The following is a 15,589-nucleotide window of genomic DNA, read 5'->3' as shown; positions in this document are numbered from 1 at the left end:
AGAGGCGGCATGCGAGGGGTACGGGCGGTGGCGGCGGGCGCCGCGCTGCTGGCGGCCACGGCCGGTTGCGGGGGCGGCTCCGCGGCGGCGCGGAGCGACGGCAGGGCCTCCGCGAGCCCCTCCCCCACCGCCACGTCGGCGACGGCGAGCGCGACTCCGGCGCCGGTCGGTCCGCCCGGGCCGGACGCCGCCGCGCTGAAGGCCCTCGTCCTGACGGCGGGCGCGAAGGCGGGACGGTACGAGGCCGACGAACCGTTCCTCGATGAACCGTTCAGCGAGATCTACGAGGCCGATCCGGCGGTGTGCCTGCCGCTGACCACGCTCGCCACGGCGGGCCACACGGCCCAGGCGTACGCGACCGTGGGCGTGCCCGGCAAGCCCCTGGACGTCGACACGGCGGTCCTGTTGCGGTCCTACCGCGACGCGAACGCCGCCGGGGCGGCCCTGAAGTCGCTCGCCGAGGCCGGGAAGCGGTGCGCGGGCGGCTATACGGAGGAACGCGCGGTGATCGACGCGAAGGTGCTGCGGGTGGAGCCGGTCGCGGCGCCCGCGATCGGCGACGAGGCGCTGGCCTACCGGATCGTGACGCGGGACGTGAAGGACGAGGGCGCCTCCCTCCACCAGTACCTGACCGTGGTGCGCTCCGGCCCGGTGACGCTGTCCTTCTCCTCGGACATCGTCGACACGACGGACTTCGGCGGGGTGCCGCAGGAGATCGTCACAGCACAGTGGGAGAAGTTCTCCCGGGGGAACGCCCCGAGCTAGGCCGGTCGCGGGGGTCGTGGGGGTTTCGGCGTACGACGACGGCCAGGGCGGCGGCGCCCAGCACCGACAGCAGGGCGGCCGCGCGCAGGACGGATTCGATGGCGGGGCCGTCGGAGGCGGCGCGGGCCGCGGAGCCGCTGAGGGCCTCCAGCACCGTCGAGGCCACGGCGACGGCGACGGCCCCGAGCAGCACCAGCGAGGTCAGGACGAGCCCGGACGCGGCGGCGAGCCGACCGGCGTCGACGTAGGACTGGGTGGCCACGTTCGTCAGGGCCCAGCCGAGGCCCACGCCGATCCCGACGACGGCGAAGACGGCGGTGTAGGCGACGAGCGAGGTGACCTGGGTCAGTACGAACAGGCTGACTCCGCTGAGCAGCATGCCGCGGGCCATCAGGGTCTCGGGGCGCACGCGCAGGGCGAGATGTCCCGACCAGTAGCCGGCGGCGCCGACCCCCACGGACAGGGCCAGGAAGATCAGCCCGGAGTCGAGCGGTGAGAGTCCGCGCGCTTGTTGCAGGTAGAGCGCCGAGAAGACGGCGACCAGGCAGTACACGATGTTGGACAGGGATCCGGCGAGGGTCACGGTGACGAAGGGCCCGTTGCGCAGGAGGGCCAGGTCCAGCAGGGGTTCGCGGGACCGCCGCTCGATGACGGCGAACACCGCCAGCAGGACGGCTCCGGAGATGAGGAAGGCCAGGGTCGGCGGGGCGGCCCAGCCCCAGTTCCCGCCCTGGTCGACCCCGATCATGACCGCGCTGAGGCCACCGGCCAGGGTGAGCACGCCCGGGACGTCCAGCCCGTGGCCGGCGTCCTCGTCGCGGGTCTCGGGGACGTGCCGCAGCAGGAGCAGGGCGGCGGCCGCGGCGAACGGCACGTTCAGCAGGAACACGGCGCGCCAGCTGAGGTGTTCGGCGAAGACACCGCCGACGAACGGGCCGAGGGCGGTGCCGACGGCGCTGAAGGCGAGCACCGTGCCGACGGCGCGGCCCTGCCGGTCGTCGCGGAAGTAGGCGGTGACCACGGCGACGGACACGGGCAGGACGAGCGCGGCGGTGCAGCCCTGGACGGCGCGCGCGGCGGTGAGCCAGGCGGTGTTCTGGGCGGCGGCGCACACGACGGAGACGACGGCGAAGCCCGTCAGGCCCGTGACCAGGACGCGGCGGCGGCCCAGCAGGTCCGCAGCCCGCCCGCCGGTGATCATCAGGGCCCCGAGGGTGAGCATGTAGCCGCTGACCAGCCACTGGAGGTCGGTGGACGGGGTGTGGAAGTCCCGGCCGATGGCGGGGAGCATGAGGTTCAGGGCGAACCAGTCCATCTGCACCAACAGCATGGAGATGGACGCCGCGGCGATCACCGCGCGGTCCCGGGGCGAGAAGAGGCCGCGTCGCGCGGCGGCGGCCGACCGGCCGGCCATCAGGGCAGGGCCTCCGTCGGCACGCACAGCACCGGGATCGGCGAGAGGTGCAGGAGTTTGTGCGGGGTGGAGCCGAGGAGGGCGCCGCGCATGGGGCTGTCGCCCCAGCTCCCGACGATGATGACCCGAGCCCGGTGGCGTTCGGCCGCGGCGAGCAGGGCCTGGGCCGGTCTGTCGTCGACGATCTCCACGGTCGAGGGGACGCCCGCCTCGTCGGCGGCCGTGACGGCCCGGGCCAACGCGTTGCGGCCGGCCTGGCGGACGGCTTCCCGGTGGGCGCGGTACTCCTCGCCGGTGGCGCCGGGGGCGTTGGCCCCGTAGACCAGGACCAGGGGTTCGCCGAAGGCGGTGGCGACTTCCAGGGCCACGTGCAGGGCCCGTTCCGCACCGGGCGACTCGTCGTATCCGAGGACCACGGACATCGGGGATCCCTCCTGCTTTCCGTGCGGGCGGCCGGGGCGGTGACGGACGGGGCGGTGACGGACGGGGTTGCCGCCTGCGGGATCTTGGCGTGCTGGGCTTTGGCGTACTGGGTTCTGGCGTTCTGGGGCGGCGGGCTATTTCGGGGCGTCCGGTTTACCCGCGTGGACGAGGGCCGGGTCGGCGACGCCGCGCCGTTCCAGCCAGAACGTGCCGTCCCGAAGCCGCCAGAAGCACATGACGAGCACGCCGACGACGGCGATGGCGATCCCGATGACCAGCGGCGGCCCGAGGCCGAACCAGGACACCCCGCCGGCGGAGTTCTCCGGGTTGGACATGTCGCCGATGGATTTCACCAGCAGCCAGGCCAGCAGTGCGGCGCCGACGATCGGGCCGAGGCCGATGAGCAGGAAGTTGTGCAGGTTCTCCAGCAGGTGCCGGCGGTAGTAGATGGCGCAGGCCAGACCGGTGAGGGCGTAGTAGAAGGCGATGAGCAGGGAGAGCGCGGTCAACGAGTCCAGGAGCGCGTTCTCGCTGATCCGGTTGACGACGACGTACCAGCCGATGGCGATGCCGGCGACCCACCAGGTGCTCACGTCCGGGGTGCGGAAGCGGTGGTGGATGTGGGCGAGCCGGTGCGGCAGCGCGTGTCGGCGGGCCATGGACAGCGCGGTGCGGGAGGCGGGAATGATCGTGGTCTGGGTGGAGGCGAGCGCGGAGGTGCAGACGGCGAGGAGCACCAGCCAGTCCCAGCCGCCGAGCACCTCGTGGGCGAGGACGGCGAAGACGGCCTCCTCCTCGCCGGCGTTCTCGGCGAGGAACCGGGTGCCCGCGTAGCCGACGACGGCGAAGCCGACGGACAGGTAGGTGACCAGCAGCACCACGGTCGACCAGATGCCGGCCTTGCCGGGGGCGGTCGCGGAGTCCTCCACCTCCTCCGTGAGGTTGACGGCGGACTCCCAGCCCCAGTAGATGAAGACGCCGAGCAGCAGGCCGCCGGTCAGGGCTGCGCCGCCCGCGCCGAAGGGGTTGAGCCAGGCGAGGGAGGGTCGGGTGCCGTCGAGGGTGCTGGTGCCGGCGTAGACGCGGTAGAGCGCGACGACCGCGAAGACCAGGAGGAAGAAGACCTGGGCGAGGATCAGCACGTTCTGCAGCTTGGCGGACATCTCCGTGCCGATCACGCAGATGGCGGTCATGGCCAGGATCACCAGCACGGCGAGGGACTGGCGGATGAACTCGTTGGCCGCCCAGTTGTCGAGGCCGGCGGCGAGCAGGCCGAAGTGGACGGCCACGTCGGCGAGCGAGCCGATGACGAGGACACCGGTCATGGCGATGGCCCAACCGCCCAGCCAGCCAGCCCAGGGGCCCATGGCACGGGTCACCCAGGAGAAGGTGGTCCCGCAGTCCTGGTCGACCTTGTTGAGGTAGTAGAAGGCGGCGGCGATCAGCAGCATCGGGACGAAGGACGCCAGCATCACGCCCGGCGCGTAGATCCCGGCCAGCGCCACGATCGGGCCGATGACGGCGGCCAGCGAGTAGGCGGGCGAGGTGGAGTTCAGGCCGATGACGAGTGCGTCGAGGAACCCGATCGCGTTGGCCTTGAGCCTCTCGTCGGGACCCGTGTCCTGGATCGCCCCGCCCGGTCCACCGCCGTCTCCATCACCCATACACGCATGGTCGGGCACGCGGCCCCGGCGCGCGAGGCGGACCGGGGCCGGGGGCGGGCGCGCGAGCCGGCGGACTACTCGGTTCCGGGGGTCTTGCGGGTGCTGACGTTCATCCGGTTCCAGACGTTCACGGTGCAGATCAGGGCGATCAGCTGGGCGAGCTGTTCCTCGCCGAAGTGGCGGGCGGCCTCGTCCCAGACGGCGTCGGAGACGCCCGCCGGCAGGAGGGTGATCTCCTCGGTCAGGGCGAGCGCGGCCCGCTCGGCGACGGTGAACAGGCTCGACTCGTGCCAGGCGCCGAGCGCGTGGATCCGCGCCTCGGACTCGCCGCCCTTGCGGGCGTCGACGGTGTGGTAGTCGATGCAGTAGGCGCAGCGGTTGATCTGCGAGGCGCGGATCTGGACGAGTTCCAGCAGGACCGGGTCCAGCCCGCGGCGGGCGGCCGTGTCGAGTGCCAGAACGGCCTTGAACACCTTGGGGGCGACGGCGGTGAAGTTCATGCGCTCAGGAACCTGAAAAGTGGTCATGTGAAGAACCTAGAAGGGGAATCGACCCCCGGTAGGGTTCACTTCCATGCGGAGATCTTGGGTCAATTACCCGGAGGGCCCGGCCGAGGCGCCCGCCGCGACCGGACCGGGCACCGGCAGCGACCTGCACCTCGAACTGACCGGCGCGGGCAGCGTGCGGGTGCGGCTCATGAACGCCCTGCGCGAAGCCATCCGCTCGGGTCGGCTCGCACCCGACACCGGACTGCCGCCGTACCGGGCCCTCGCCGCCGATCTCGGCATCGCCCGCAACACCGTCGCCGGCGCCTACGCCGAACTCGTCGAGGAGGGCTGGCTGGCCGCGCGCCAGGGTTCCGGCACCCGGGTGGCCCGGCGGGCCCACCCGCTGCGGCCGGCCGGGCCGGGCGGGCCGGCCCGGCCGTCGCGCCGGCGCACCGTCCACGACCTGCTGCCCACCTCCCCCGACGCGTCCACGTTCCCCCGTACGGCCTGGCTCGGCGCCACCCGGCGGGCGTTGGCCGTCGCACCGCACGACGCGTTCGGGGTCGGCGACCCGCGCGGCCGGCCCGAACTGCGCCGCACGCTCGCGGAGTACCTCGCCCGGGTGCGGGGCGTACGGACCTCACCCGAGCGGATCGTCGTCTGCTCGGGGTTCGCGCACGGGCTGGAGCTGCTGGGTCGGGTGCTGGGCGGGCCCGTCGCCGTCGAGTCGTACGGGTTGCCGTTCCACCGGGACGTACTGGCGGGGGCGGGGCTGACGACGCTCCCGCTCACCGTGGACGGTGGCGGCGCCCGCGTCGGCGAACTTCCCCGGACGGCCGCGCGGGCCGTCCTGCTCACCCCCGCTCACCAGTTCCCGACCGGGGGCCCGTTGCACCCGGGCCGGCGGGCGGAGGTGGTGGACTGGGCCCGGGCGGTCGGCGGGCTCGTCATCGAGGACGACTACGACGGGGAGTTCCGCTACGACCGTCGGCCCGTCGGGGCCGTGCAGGGCCTGGACCCCGAGCGGGTCGCCTACGTCGGCTCGGCCGGCAAGAGCCTGTCCCCGGCGCTGCGGCTGGGCTGGATGGTGCTGCCCGGACACCTCGTGGACGAGGTGCTGGCCGTCAAGGGGCCCCGCGAGATGTGGTCGGGGGTGACGGACCAGCTCGTCCTGGCCGAGTTCATCGCCTCGGGCGCCTACGACCGCCACCTGCGCCGGATGCGGCAGGTCTACCGGCGCCGCCGCGACCTGCTCGCGGCCCGGATCGCGGCCGAGGCCCCGCACGTGCGGGTCGGTGGGATCGCCGCCGGGCTGCACGCCGTCCTGGAACTGCCGCCGGACACCGAGGAGGCGACCCTGCGCGCGGCCCGCCGGCAGGGTCTGGCGCTGGAGGGGTTGCGTTCGTACCGGCATCCCGACAGCGCCATGCCGCCGCGCGACGGGCTGGTGCTGGGCTACGGGACCCCGACCGAGCAGGCCTTCCCCGCGGCCCTGGACGCGCTGCTGTTGGCGCTGCCGGAACCGACGGCGACGCGGGCACCCTGACCGGCGGCCGGGGTCGGGGCGTCAGGGCGTCAGGCCCGGGTGTTCCAGCCCGCCACGACCGGCAGGCCGTGTTCCGTGGACAGGGTGCTGACCGTGCCCGTGCGCAGCAGGAAGAGCCGGCCGTCCGTCGGGGGCAGCCCGAGGTAGCGGGCGGTCAGCACGCGCAGGAAGTGCCCGTGGGCGACCAGCACGACGTTGCCCCGGTCCTCGCGCAGCACCTTGGCGGCCCGGGCCAGCACCCGGTCCGCGCGGGCGCCGACCTGGGCGGCGTTCTCCCCCGGGTGGTGGGCGTCGCCCGCCGGGACGCCGTCGGTCCACAGCGACCAGTGGGGCCGGGTCCGTTGGATCTCGACGGTGGTGATGCCCTCGTAGCCGCCGTAGTCCCACTCGTGGAGGTCCGGCTCGGGAACGCCGTCGCTCAGTCCGGCGAGTTGGGCGGTGGCCACGGCCCGGCTCAGCGGGCTGGTCAGGACCAGGGCAGGGGTCCGGCCGAGGAAGAACGGGGCCAGGGAGATGGCCTCCTCGACCCCGCGCGCCGTCAGCGGTACGTCCGTCAGCCCCGTGTGCCGTCCGTCGGCGCTCCAGGCCGTCTCCCCGTGCCTCACCAGCAGCAGATCACTCATGTGCCGGACCTTACGGCCGCGGGTCGGTGCCGGTCGCGCCGGGGTCGGCGTGTCACCCCCGGCAGTCGTGAACACGGGTGTGCGACCGGCCGGCCCCGCTCGGCCTCCCGTCATCGTGCGCCCGGCGGGCCGGCGCGGTGGCCCGATGTTCGCGGGCGGCTCGCGCTGGCGCCGCGCCGGGACGGCCGACGCGGGATTCGATGCGAAAACGATGCAAGTTGGCCGCGGGGGCCGATGTGGCGAGGCTCGGGCCATGGACGACCACGACCCGAAGGACCTCGGCCGGCGGAACGGCTCCGGGAGCGACGCGCCGACGGGGACCCTCGCGACCCGGCCCCCGACCGGAGCGACGGGCACGCCGGACGGGCGCGCCGACCGGGTCACGGACGCCGACGCCGCCATCGCCGTAGCCGCCGGTTTCGCCGCGGGCGACGAACGTTCCATGGAGGAGGTCTACCGGCGCTGGCGGCCCCTGGTGAACTCCCTCGCGCGGCGTTCGCTCGGCGACGAGCGCGAGGCGGAGGACGTCACCCAGCAGGTCTTCCTCGCCGCCTGGCGCGGCCGGGGCGGCTACCGCCCCGGGCCCGGCGGGCTCGGGGCCTGGCTCACCGGCATCACCCGTCACAAGATCGCCGACGCGCTGGAGGCCCGGACCCGGCGGGCCCGGGCCGTGGCCGCCGCCGCGGGCGCCGCCCACGAGCCGGCCCCGTACCCCGGCGCCCCCGGGCGGCCGGAGCCCGAGCAGGTGCTGGACCGGGTGCTGATCCTGAGCGAGCTGGCCCGGCTGCCCTCGGCGCAGCGACGCGTGCTGTGCCTGGCCTTCTATGCCGACCTGAGCCAGACCCAGATCGCCGCCCGTACGGGGCTTCCGCTGGGCACCGTCAAGAGCCACATGCGGCGGGCGCTGCACCTGTTGCGCCGGTCGCTGGATCCGGGCCCGCTGCCAGCGCCGAGATGACCTCCAGGCCCGACCGCAGGCCGAACAGCCGCTCGCCGCGCGGAGTCGGCGTACCGGCCCAGCCGGGTCCCGCCAGGAGCAGCGTCGAGCGGCCGCGCGCGCCGCGCAGCCCCCATTCGATGCCGGCCACCGAGCGGGCCAGGCTCCGGTCGGCGGTGGCGCGGGACTGCGCCCAGAGCACGGCCGCGCGGGGGCCCGTGCGCCGCACCGCGTCGTGCAGCGCTTCGGCGGGCAGGGCCGCGCCGAACATCCGTACCGGAACGCCCCGTTCGCCGAGGGCGGCGGCGAGCGCCTCGATGGGCAGGCTGTGCAGTTCGTCGGGGGTGCACGCGAGCAGCACCGGCGCGGCCCCCGGTCGGCCGGGGGCGGGCCGGATCCGGTGCAGCGCGGCGGTGACGTGCCAGGACAGCAGGTGCTCGACCTCGATGTAACGCTCCCCCGCCGAGGCCCACTTGCGGCCGACGGCGTGCAGGGTCGGGGCGATGATGTCCTCCCAGGCGGTGACGAGGCCGTGCTCGGCCAGGGCGGCGTCGAGCTGTTCGGCCACGGCCGGCGCGTCGAGCCGTACGGCGGCCCGCCCGAGCCCCCGACCCTCCGGCCGCACCTCCCCGAGGGGGAGGGCGCCGCGCCCGCCCGGCGTGGCGGCCCTGGCCGGGGTCCCGCCGGAGGCGTCGGGGGCTTCGCCGAGCGCGGCCCGGGCCGCCTCGGACGGGGGCACGCCCCGCGCGGTGAGGCGGCACATCAGGTCGAGGCGGGCGATGTCCTCGGCGGTCCAGCGGCGGTGGCGGCCGTCCTCCCGCCGGGCGGGACCGATGGCGTACCGGCGCTCCCACGAGCGGAGCGTGGTCGGGGAGACCCCGAGGCGGCGGGCGACGGCGCCGGTGCTGAGGGCCGCGGCGGGGAGGTCCTGCGGGGGCTCGGGGGGCGGCGACAGGGGGTCCACCGGCTCACGGTACGACGCGGGGCCGGCGCGGGGCGTCGTGCTCATTCCCCGCCCCGTCCGCGCCGGAAGCGGTCGAGGCCGTCGGCGAGCTCCACCACCGGGTCCGGGTAGTCGTACCGGGCGCGTTCGACGCCGGTCAGCCGCCACGGCTCGTGGACGCGGGGTGCGGCGAGGCCGGCGAGTTCGGGCACCCAGCGGTGGACGTAGCGGCCTTCGGGGTCGTAACGCAGGCCTTGGCGGACGGGGTTGAGGACCCGGTTGGGTCGGGTGTCGGTGCCCGTGCCGGCCACCCACTGCCAGTTGAGCTGGTTGTTGGCGAGGTCCCCGTCGACGAGCAGCTCCAGGAAGTGTCGGGCTCCGGTGCGCCAGTCCACGTACAGGGTCTTGGCGAGGAAGCTGGCGGCCAGCAGCCGGCCGCGGTTGTGCATCCATCCCTCGTGGGCCAGTTGGCGCATGGCCGCGTCGACGACGGGATAGCCGGTGCGGCCCTCCCTCCAGGCCTGGACCTCTTCCTCGGCGGCGGCTCCGGTGCGCCAGCGGTCGTGCCGGGGCCGGTAGTCCCGGGCGGCGGCGGTGGGGCGGGCGGCGAGGACCTGGTAGTGGAAGTCGCGCCAGCACAGCTGCCGTACGAAGGCCTCGGCGCTGGCTCCACCGGCGCCGCGGGAGCGGTGGACGGCCTCGACGGCCGACAGGGTGCCGAAGTGCAGGTGCGGGGAGAGGCGGGAGGTGGCGTCGCCCGCGAGGTCGTCGTGGACGTCCTCGTACCGGGTGATGCCGGCGCGCAGCCAGTGCGCGAGCAGCCTGCGGGCCTCGCGTTCGCCGCCGCGGGCCAGGCCCGGGGAGGTGCCGGCGACGTCGGCGCGGGCCGGGAGGGGTTCGGAGCCGATGTCCGGCGGGACGGGCACGGCGCGGGGGGCGGCGGCGGGGGCCCGCGGCGGGAGGTCCGACCAGCGGCGCAGGTACGGGGTGAAGACGGCGAAGTGGTCGGAGCCGGCCGGGAGGACGGCGCCGGGCGCGACGGCGGTGATCACGGTGTCGTGGACGTAGAGCCGCCGGCCCTGGGCTTCGAGGGCGGTGCGCAGCCGTTCCTCGCGGGCGTGGGCGTAGGCGCTCACCCCGGCCGCCATGTGCACCTCGTCGACGTCGGCCTCCTGGACGAGGGCGCAGACTTCGGCCACGACGTCCCCGGAGCGGATCACCAGCCGGCCCCCGCGTTCGCGCAGTCCCGCGTCGAGGTCGGCGAGGCAGTCGGCGAGGAAGGCCTGCCGGTTGGGGGCGGGGAAGCCGGAGGCCTCGATGGCCCGGTCGCGGACGAAGAGGGGGACGACGCGGTCGCAGGAGGAGAGGGCGGCCCGCAGCGGCGGATGGTCGTGCAGGCGCAGGTCGGAGGTGTAGAGGACCGCAGCGATGTTCATGGGTCTCGGCTCCGCGTCGGGCTGGGGGGGGCAGGTCGGTCGTGCGGTGCTTCGGCGGCCGGGGGTTTCCCGGATGCACGGCCCGGTGGCGCGGTGCCGGTTTCGCGGGTCGGTCCCCGGCCGTGCGGGTCGGGCGCCGTCCTCTCGGGTCAGTCCTGGTCGAGGCGTTCGGCGGCGCGGGCGATGTTGCGGGCCATGCCGCCGAAGACGATCGCGTGGAAGGGGGAGACGCTCCACCAGTACATGTGTCCGAGGAGGCCGTGCGGGTGGAACAGGGCCCGTTGCCGGTAGAGCGTGCGTCGGCCGGGTCCGGTCGCCGCGTCGGTCCGCCGGTCGGTCTCCTCGTCGGGGGCCGGGTCCGCGTACATCTCCAGCCAGGCCAGGCCCGGCAGCCGCATCTCCGCGCGCAGCCGCAGCAGGCGGCCCGGTTCGATCTCCTCGACCCGCCAGAAGTCGAGGGAGTCGCCGACCCGCAGCCGGGCCGCGTCGCGCCGGCCGCGCCGGATGCCGACGCCGCCGACGAGCCGGTCCAGCCAGCCCCGTACGGCCCAGGCCGGCGGGAAGGAGTACCAGCCGTTGTCCCCGCCGATGCCCTCCACCACCTTCCACAGGGCGGTGGGCGAGGCCTCGACGGCGATCTCGCGCCGGTCGCTGTAGAGACTGCCGCCCGCCCAGTCGGGGTCGGTGGGCAGCGGGTCGCTGGGGGCGCCGGGCAGGGACGCCGAGGACCAGCGGGTGGTGACGTCGGCCTCCCGGACCTTCTTCAGGGCCAGGTCGAGGGCTTCGTCGAAGCCGATGGGGGTGCCGGGCGGGTCGGGGACCCACTCGGCGATGTCGTGCTCGTCGCAGACCACCTCGTGGCGCAGTGATTCGGCCAGCGGCCGGGCCAGCGCCCTCGGTACCGGGGTGACCAGGCCGATCCAGTGGCTGGAGAGCCGCGGGGTGAGCATCGGGACGCGCAGGATGAGCCGTTTGGGGAGTTCGGCGACGGTGGCGTAGCGGCGCATCATCTCCTCGTACGTCACCACGTCGGGACCGCCGATGTCGAAGGCGCGACTGACCTCGGGCGGCATCGAGGCGCTCCCGACGAGGTAGCGCAGGACGTCGCGCACCGCGATGGGCTGCACGCGGGTGCCGACCCAGCTGGGGGTGACCATGACGGGCAGCCGTTCGGTGAGGTAGCGCAGCATCTCGAAGGAGGCCGAGCCGGAGCCGATGATCACGGCGGCGCGCAGGACGGTGGTGGGCACCCCGGAGGCGAGGAGGATATCGCCGACCTCGGCGCGGGAGCGCAGGTGCGGGGAGAGGTCGCGGGCCGGGATGCCTGTGGGGGTGAGCCCGCCGAGGTAGACGATGCGGCGGACCCCGGCGGCGCGGGCCTGTTCGGCGAAGATCCGGGCGGCTTCCCGGTCGCGGCCCTCGAAGTCGCGGCCGGTGCCGAGGGCGTGGACGAGGTAGTAGGCGACGTCGATGCCCTGGAGCGCCGAGGCGACCGACGCGGCGTCGGTGACGTCTCCGCGCACGATGTCGGCGCGCCCGGCCCAGGGGTGGTCCCGCAGCCGTTCCGGGGAGCGGGCCAGGCAGCGGACGCGGTGTCCGGAGTCGAGGAGTTCGGGCACCAGGCGTCCGCCGATGTAGCCGGTGGCTCCGGTGACCAGGCAGTGCCGTCCGGTCATGGTCGTCTTCCCTCCGTCGTGGCCGGTTCATCGTCGCCGGTCCGGGGCCGCCGCGCCCGTCGTGCCGCGGCGCACGGCCGCCCGGCGCCCGCGCCTTCCGTACGGGATTCGGGCGCGTACGGCCCGCCGGATGCGCGGCGCGGGACTCGGCACGGGTCGACCGGTCGGGTGCGCGTCGGGGCCGGCTCCGCGAGGTCCCGGCGCCGGGAACATCCGGGACGTTTCGCCCGGGACACATCCGGGGCCCCCTGTGGCTCCGAAGTACCGGTCGAGGGCGAAGGAGGGAGCGGGATGACCGAACGAGGACGACCGCGCACGGCCGTGATCGGCGGGGGCGTGTCGGGGCTGACGGCGGCGTACGTACTGGCCAGGAGCCACGAGGTGACGCTCTACGAGGCCGACGACCGGCTGGGCGGGCACGCCCACACCCACGAGGTGAAGGGGCACGACGGGCTGATCCGGTCCGTGGACTCGGGTTTCATCGTGCACAACGACCGGACGTACCCGCACCTGCTGCGGCTCTTCCGCGAGCTGGGCGTGGCCACCCGGCCGACGACGATGAGCCTGTCGGTGCACTGCGAGGGCTGCGGGCTGGAGTACGCGGGCGCCCGCGGCCCGCGCGGGCTGTTCGCCCGGCCGGGGGGTGCGCTGCGGCCCGCCCACCTGCGGATGCTGGCGCAGGTGCCGGTGTTCCACCGGCAGGCCCGGCGGCTGCTGACCGCGCCCGAGGGGCCACGCGAGCCCACCCTGGGCGAGTTCCTGGAGCGGGGGGGCTTCGGCCCGTACTTCACCGGCCACTTCGCGATTCCGCTCGTCGCCTCCGTGTGGTCCTGTCCCCCGGGCACCGCGCTGCGCTACCCGGCCCGCTACCTGTTCCGCTTCCTCGCCCACCACGGGCTGTTGTCGGTCGGCGGCTCGCCGAGCTGGCGCACGGTCGAGGGTGGCTCGGCGCGGTACGTGGAGCGGGTGCGGGAGGAGCTGGGCGCGGGCGCCGTCCGGGTGTCGAGCGCGGTGCGGGAGCTGGCCCGGACCCCGGACGGGGTGCTGGTCGTCACCGCCGACGGGACGCGGACCCCGTACGACTCGGTGGTCATCGCCGTCCACGCCGACCAGGCGCTGCGGATGCTGGCCGATCCGACGGACGCCGAACGCGCGGTGCTCGGCGCCTTCGGCTACTCCCGCAACCGGACCGTCCTGCACACCGACGCCTCGGTGCTGCCGCGCGCGGCGAGCGCCCGGGGCTGCTGGAACTACCGGCTGTCGGCGTGCCGGCCGGACGAGACGGTACCGGTGCAGGTGAGCTACGACATGAACCGGCTCCAGGGCTTGGACGCGCCGGAGCCGTACGTGGTCACGCTGGGGGCCGACGAGCGGGTGCGGCCCGATCTGGTACTGGCAGAGATGGTCTACGAGCACCCGGTCTACACCCGGGAGTCGGTCGCGGCGCAGCGCCTGCTGCCCGGACTGTCGGGGCCGGTCACGGCCTTCGCCGGGGCGTACCACGGGTGGGGGTTCCACGAGGACGGTTGCCGTTCGGGCGTCGAGGCGGCGGCCGCGCTGGGTGTGGGCTGGTGAGGGCCGCACTGTACGAGGCGGACATCCGGCACGTGCGGGCCGGCGGCCCGGCGTACGGGATGCGGCACCGCACCTACCTGTGGCTGGTGGACCTGGCGGAGCCGCCCCGGCTGCCGTGGCCGGTGCGCGTGCTGGCCGGATTCGACGCCCGCGACCACTTCGGCGGCTCGGATCCCAGCATCCGCGCGGGGCTGGACCGCTTCCTGGCCGCGCGCGGGATCGCGCTGCCGCCGGGGACGCGGGTGTCGATGCTGGCGCACGCCCGGGTGTTCGGCTTCGTCTTCAACCCGCTGTCGGTGTACTGGTGCCGCGCCCCGGACGGCGCGCTCCTGCACGTGGTCGCGGAGGTGCACAACACGTACGGCGACCGGCACTGCTACCTGCTGGGTCCGGAGGCGGCGCGGGAGACGGGCCCGGTCCCCAAGGAGTTCCACGTCTCCCCCTTCCTCGGGATGGACGGCGACTACCGGATGCGGTTGCCCGAGCCGGGCGCGGAACTCGCGCTGAGCGTGCGGCTGGCGGGCGGCGGGGACGGGGCGGGCCTGACGGCGACCGTGCGCGGCAGCCGCCGGCCCGCGGGTGTGCGGGGCGTGCTGGGCCCCGTGCTGCGTCACCCCTGGTCGACGGCGGCCGTCGCGGTGGGCATCCGCTTCCACGGGATCCGCCTGCTGCTGCGCGGGGCGGCCGTACGGCCCGGGCCCCCGCACGTCCCGCAGGCGGGGATGTCGCTGGGCGGGGCGGGAGGAGCGCGATGAACTGGGGCGCTTTCGGGGTCAATCTGGCCGTATCGGCGGGCGCGGCGCTCGCCGTGATGCTCGTCGCGTTCGCGGTGGGCGTGCGCAAGAGGATGCACCGGGGGGCCGACGTGGCGTGGGGCGCGGCCTTCGCGGCCGTCGCGCTCGTCACGTACGGGATGTCGGGCGGTGGCGTCGGCCGCGGTTTGCTGCTGACGGTGCTCACCGTGGTCTGGGGCCTGCGGCTGGCGGCGCACATCGCGTGGCGGGGCCGGGGGCACGGCGAGGACCCCCGGTACGAGCGGATGTTGGCCCGGGCCCCGGGAAATCGGAGCCTGTACGCGCTGCGCAAGGTCTACCTGCTCCAGGGGGCGCTGGTCTGGCTGATCTCGCTGCCGGTGCAGGCCGGCCCGTACGCGCTCGGCGCCGCGGACGGGCGCGTGCTCGCCCTCGCCGTCGTGGGGACGGCGCTGTGGGCGACCGGTGTCGCCTTCGAGGCGGTCGGCGACCATCAGCTGGCCCGTTTCAGGGCCGATCCGGCCAACCGGGGCAGGATCATGGACCGCGGTCTGTGGGCGTGGACCCGGCATCCGAACTACTTCGGCGACTTCTGCGTGTGGTGGGGCATCTTCCTGGTGGCCGCCGGGTCGACGCAGGCGGCGGCCGTGTCCGTCGTCGCGCCGTTGATGATGTCGTACCTGCTGATCGGCGGCAGCGGGAAACGCCTGCTGGAGCGGCACATGGAGGGACGGCCGGGATACGCCGAGTACGTGGCCCGGACCAGCGGTTTCCTGCCCATGCCGCCGGCGCGGACCGGCGGCCGATAATCCGGAGGAACCGGGCCATTGGTACAGTCGCGGCATGGCCGTGGACGAGCTCGACACCCGGATCCTGCGCCTGCTGATCGAGCAGCCGCGCACCAGCGTCCGGGAGTACGCCCGGATCCTCGGGGTGGCCCGGGGAACGCTCCAGGCCCGGCTGGAGCGGCTGGAGCGGACCGGGGTGATCACCGGCACCGGTCCGGCGCTCTCCCCGGCCGCGCTCGGACATCCCGTACTGGCCTTCGTGCACATCGAGGTGACCCAGGGGCACCTGGACGAGGTCGGCGAGGCCCTGGCCGCCGTGCCGGAGATCATCGAGGCCTTCTCCATCACGGGCGGCGGCGACCTGTTGACCCGCGTCGCGGCCCGGGACAACGCACACCTGGAGGACGTGATCCAGCGGCTGATCCGACTCCCGGGCGTGGTCCGCACCCGGACGGAGGTGGCGCTGCGCGAACGGGTGCCGCACCGCATGCTGCCGCTGGTCGAAGCCGTGGGCAGAGCGGCACGCAAACCCTGACAGGATGGCGTGGACAGGCACACG

General features: G+C 74.8%; 15 protein-coding genes. 7 read left to right on the top strand and 8 right to left on the bottom strand.

Translation table 11 applies throughout. From position 1 onward, the window contains the following. The first annotated feature begins 9 nt into the window (after positions 1–9). Positions 10–765 carry a hypothetical protein gene (locus ACZ4XJ_RS12075; RefSeq protein ID WP_468496088.1) on the top strand — a complete coding sequence of 252 codons (756 nt, stop codon included), beginning with the start codon at positions 10–12 and terminating at the stop codon, positions 763–765. Here ACZ4XJ_RS12075 and ACZ4XJ_RS12070 read toward each other — a convergent pair. The 4 genes from ACZ4XJ_RS12070 to ACZ4XJ_RS12055 all read right to left on the bottom strand — a co-directional run bounded on the left by ACZ4XJ_RS12070 (position 719) and on the right by ACZ4XJ_RS12055 (position 4,793). Then, the gene (locus ACZ4XJ_RS12070; RefSeq protein ID WP_468496087.1) at positions 719–2,179 is read right to left on the bottom strand and encodes an MFS transporter; all 1,461 of its coding nucleotides are present in this window, start codon (positions 2,177–2,179) and stop codon (positions 719–721) included. The two genes, ACZ4XJ_RS12075 and ACZ4XJ_RS12070, sit on opposite strands and share 47 nt — an antisense overlap. Next, a complete protein-coding gene (locus ACZ4XJ_RS12065) occupies positions 2,179–2,601 on the bottom strand; it encodes a universal stress protein (protein ID WP_468496086.1) in 423 nt (140 codons plus the stop codon). The genes ACZ4XJ_RS12070 and ACZ4XJ_RS12065 overlap by 1 nt, the downstream gene beginning before the upstream one ends. Positions 2,602–2,736: 135 nt before the next feature. After that, a complete protein-coding gene (locus tag ACZ4XJ_RS12060) occupies positions 2,737–4,266 on the bottom strand; it encodes an APC family permease (RefSeq protein ID WP_362876546.1) in 1,530 nt (509 codons plus the stop codon). A gap of 74 nt (positions 4,267–4,340) precedes the next feature. Continuing rightward, complete coding sequence (locus ACZ4XJ_RS12055; RefSeq protein ID WP_362876545.1) at positions 4,341–4,793, bottom strand: carboxymuconolactone decarboxylase family protein; 453 nt, start codon at positions 4,791–4,793, stop codon at positions 4,341–4,343. A gap of 46 nt (positions 4,794–4,839) precedes the next feature. On the opposite strand from ACZ4XJ_RS12055, the gene pdxR reads away from it, so the two are divergent. Next, on the top strand, positions 4,840–6,300 hold the full coding sequence (pdxR, locus tag ACZ4XJ_RS12050) for a MocR-like pyridoxine biosynthesis transcription factor PdxR (RefSeq protein WP_468496085.1): 1,461 nt from the start codon (positions 4,840–4,842) through the stop codon (positions 6,298–6,300). A gap of 29 nt (positions 6,301–6,329) precedes the next feature. On the opposite strand, the gene ACZ4XJ_RS12045 is transcribed toward pdxR, so the two are convergent. After that, complete coding sequence (locus tag ACZ4XJ_RS12045; RefSeq protein WP_362876543.1) at positions 6,330–6,923, bottom strand: histidine phosphatase family protein; 594 nt, start codon at positions 6,921–6,923, stop codon at positions 6,330–6,332. Between the two features lie 253 nt (positions 6,924–7,176). On the opposite strand from ACZ4XJ_RS12045, the gene ACZ4XJ_RS12040 reads away from it, so the two are divergent. Continuing rightward, entirely contained in the window at positions 7,177–7,881 is a 705-nt protein-coding gene (locus ACZ4XJ_RS12040; protein WP_468496084.1) for an RNA polymerase sigma factor, read from the top strand. Here ACZ4XJ_RS12040 and ACZ4XJ_RS12035 read toward each other — a convergent pair. From ACZ4XJ_RS12035 to ACZ4XJ_RS12025, 3 genes are all read right to left on the bottom strand, one after another. Then, positions 7,805–8,869 carry a MerR family transcriptional regulator gene (locus tag ACZ4XJ_RS12035; RefSeq protein WP_362876541.1) on the bottom strand — a complete coding sequence of 355 codons (1,065 nt, stop codon included), beginning with the start codon at positions 8,867–8,869 and terminating at the stop codon, positions 7,805–7,807. The two genes, ACZ4XJ_RS12040 and ACZ4XJ_RS12035, sit on opposite strands and share 77 nt — an antisense overlap. Further along, positions 8,866–10,239, bottom strand: a complete 1,374-nt coding sequence (locus ACZ4XJ_RS12030; protein WP_468496083.1) for a cryptochrome/photolyase family protein — start codon at positions 10,237–10,239, stop codon at positions 8,866–8,868. Before ACZ4XJ_RS12030 ends, ACZ4XJ_RS12035 begins: the two co-directional genes overlap by 4 nt. Positions 10,240–10,388: 149 nt before the next feature. After that, positions 10,389–11,915, bottom strand: a complete 1,527-nt coding sequence (locus ACZ4XJ_RS12025) for an SDR family oxidoreductase (protein WP_468496082.1) — start codon at positions 11,913–11,915, stop codon at positions 10,389–10,391. A 291-nt stretch (positions 11,916–12,206) separates the two neighbouring features. Here ACZ4XJ_RS12025 and ACZ4XJ_RS12020 point away from each other — a divergent pair, with 291 nt between their 5' ends. Genes ACZ4XJ_RS12020 through ACZ4XJ_RS12005 form a run of 4 tightly spaced genes read left to right on the top strand, consistent with a single transcriptional unit; the run spans position 12,207 to position 15,565 of the window. Then, positions 12,207–13,490 (top strand): NAD(P)/FAD-dependent oxidoreductase, encoded by a 1,284-nt coding sequence (locus tag ACZ4XJ_RS12020; RefSeq protein WP_468496081.1) that lies wholly within the window; start codon positions 12,207–12,209, stop codon positions 13,488–13,490. Next, positions 13,487–14,245, top strand: coding sequence for a DUF1365 domain-containing protein (locus ACZ4XJ_RS12015; protein ID WP_468496080.1), 759 nt, complete (start codon positions 13,487–13,489; stop codon positions 14,243–14,245). Before ACZ4XJ_RS12020 ends, ACZ4XJ_RS12015 begins: the two co-directional genes overlap by 4 nt. Continuing rightward, the gene (locus ACZ4XJ_RS12010) at positions 14,242–15,051 is read left to right on the top strand and encodes a DUF1295 domain-containing protein (RefSeq protein WP_468496079.1); all 810 of its coding nucleotides are present in this window, start codon (positions 14,242–14,244) and stop codon (positions 15,049–15,051) included. Before ACZ4XJ_RS12015 ends, ACZ4XJ_RS12010 begins: the two co-directional genes overlap by 4 nt. Before the next feature lie 34 nt (positions 15,052–15,085). Then, positions 15,086–15,565, top strand: coding sequence for an Lrp/AsnC family transcriptional regulator (locus ACZ4XJ_RS12005; protein WP_362876536.1), 480 nt, complete (start codon positions 15,086–15,088; stop codon positions 15,563–15,565). The last annotated feature ends 24 nt before the right edge of the window (positions 15,566–15,589 follow it).

It is taken from the genome of Streptomyces sp. NPDC029836 (assembly GCF_055574495.1).
Note: the sequence above shows the minus strand (reverse complement) of the source record. Positions and strands in the feature narration are given on the sequence as shown.

What these genes read in the sequence shown, in the direction of transcription:
- ACZ4XJ_RS12075 (WP_468496088.1), top strand. Translation starts at nt 10, where the DNA reads ATGCGAGGGGTACGGGCGGTGGCGGCGGGCGCCGCGCTGCTGGCGGCC.
- ACZ4XJ_RS12070 (WP_468496087.1), bottom strand. Translation starts at nt 2,179, where the DNA reads ATGGCCGGCCGGTCGGCCGCCGCCGCGCGACGCGGCCTCTTCTCGCCC.
- ACZ4XJ_RS12065 (WP_468496086.1), bottom strand. Translation starts at nt 2,601, where the DNA reads ATGTCCGTGGTCCTCGGATACGACGAGTCGCCCGGTGCGGAACGGGCC.
- ACZ4XJ_RS12060 (WP_362876546.1), bottom strand. Translation starts at nt 4,266, where the DNA reads ATGGGTGATGGAGACGGCGGTGGACCGGGCGGGGCGATCCAGGACACG.
- ACZ4XJ_RS12055 (WP_362876545.1), bottom strand. Translation starts at nt 4,793, where the DNA reads ATGACCACTTTTCAGGTTCCTGAGCGCATGAACTTCACCGCCGTCGCC.
- pdxR (WP_468496085.1), top strand. Translation starts at nt 4,840, where the DNA reads ATGCGGAGATCTTGGGTCAATTACCCGGAGGGCCCGGCCGAGGCGCCC.
- ACZ4XJ_RS12045 (WP_362876543.1), bottom strand. Translation starts at nt 6,923, where the DNA reads ATGAGTGATCTGCTGCTGGTGAGGCACGGGGAGACGGCCTGGAGCGCC.
- ACZ4XJ_RS12040 (WP_468496084.1), top strand. Translation starts at nt 7,177, where the DNA reads ATGGACGACCACGACCCGAAGGACCTCGGCCGGCGGAACGGCTCCGGG.
- ACZ4XJ_RS12035 (WP_362876541.1), bottom strand. Translation starts at nt 8,869, where the DNA reads ATGAGCACGACGCCCCGCGCCGGCCCCGCGTCGTACCGTGAGCCGGTG.
- ACZ4XJ_RS12030 (WP_468496083.1), bottom strand. Translation starts at nt 10,239, where the DNA reads ATGAACATCGCTGCGGTCCTCTACACCTCCGACCTGCGCCTGCACGAC.
- ACZ4XJ_RS12025 (WP_468496082.1), bottom strand. Translation starts at nt 11,915, where the DNA reads ATGACCGGACGGCACTGCCTGGTCACCGGAGCCACCGGCTACATCGGC.
- ACZ4XJ_RS12020 (WP_468496081.1), top strand. Translation starts at nt 12,207, where the DNA reads ATGACCGAACGAGGACGACCGCGCACGGCCGTGATCGGCGGGGGCGTG.
- ACZ4XJ_RS12010 (WP_468496079.1), top strand. Translation starts at nt 14,242, where the DNA reads ATGAACTGGGGCGCTTTCGGGGTCAATCTGGCCGTATCGGCGGGCGCG.
- ACZ4XJ_RS12005 (WP_362876536.1), top strand. Translation starts at nt 15,086, where the DNA reads ATGGCCGTGGACGAGCTCGACACCCGGATCCTGCGCCTGCTGATCGAG.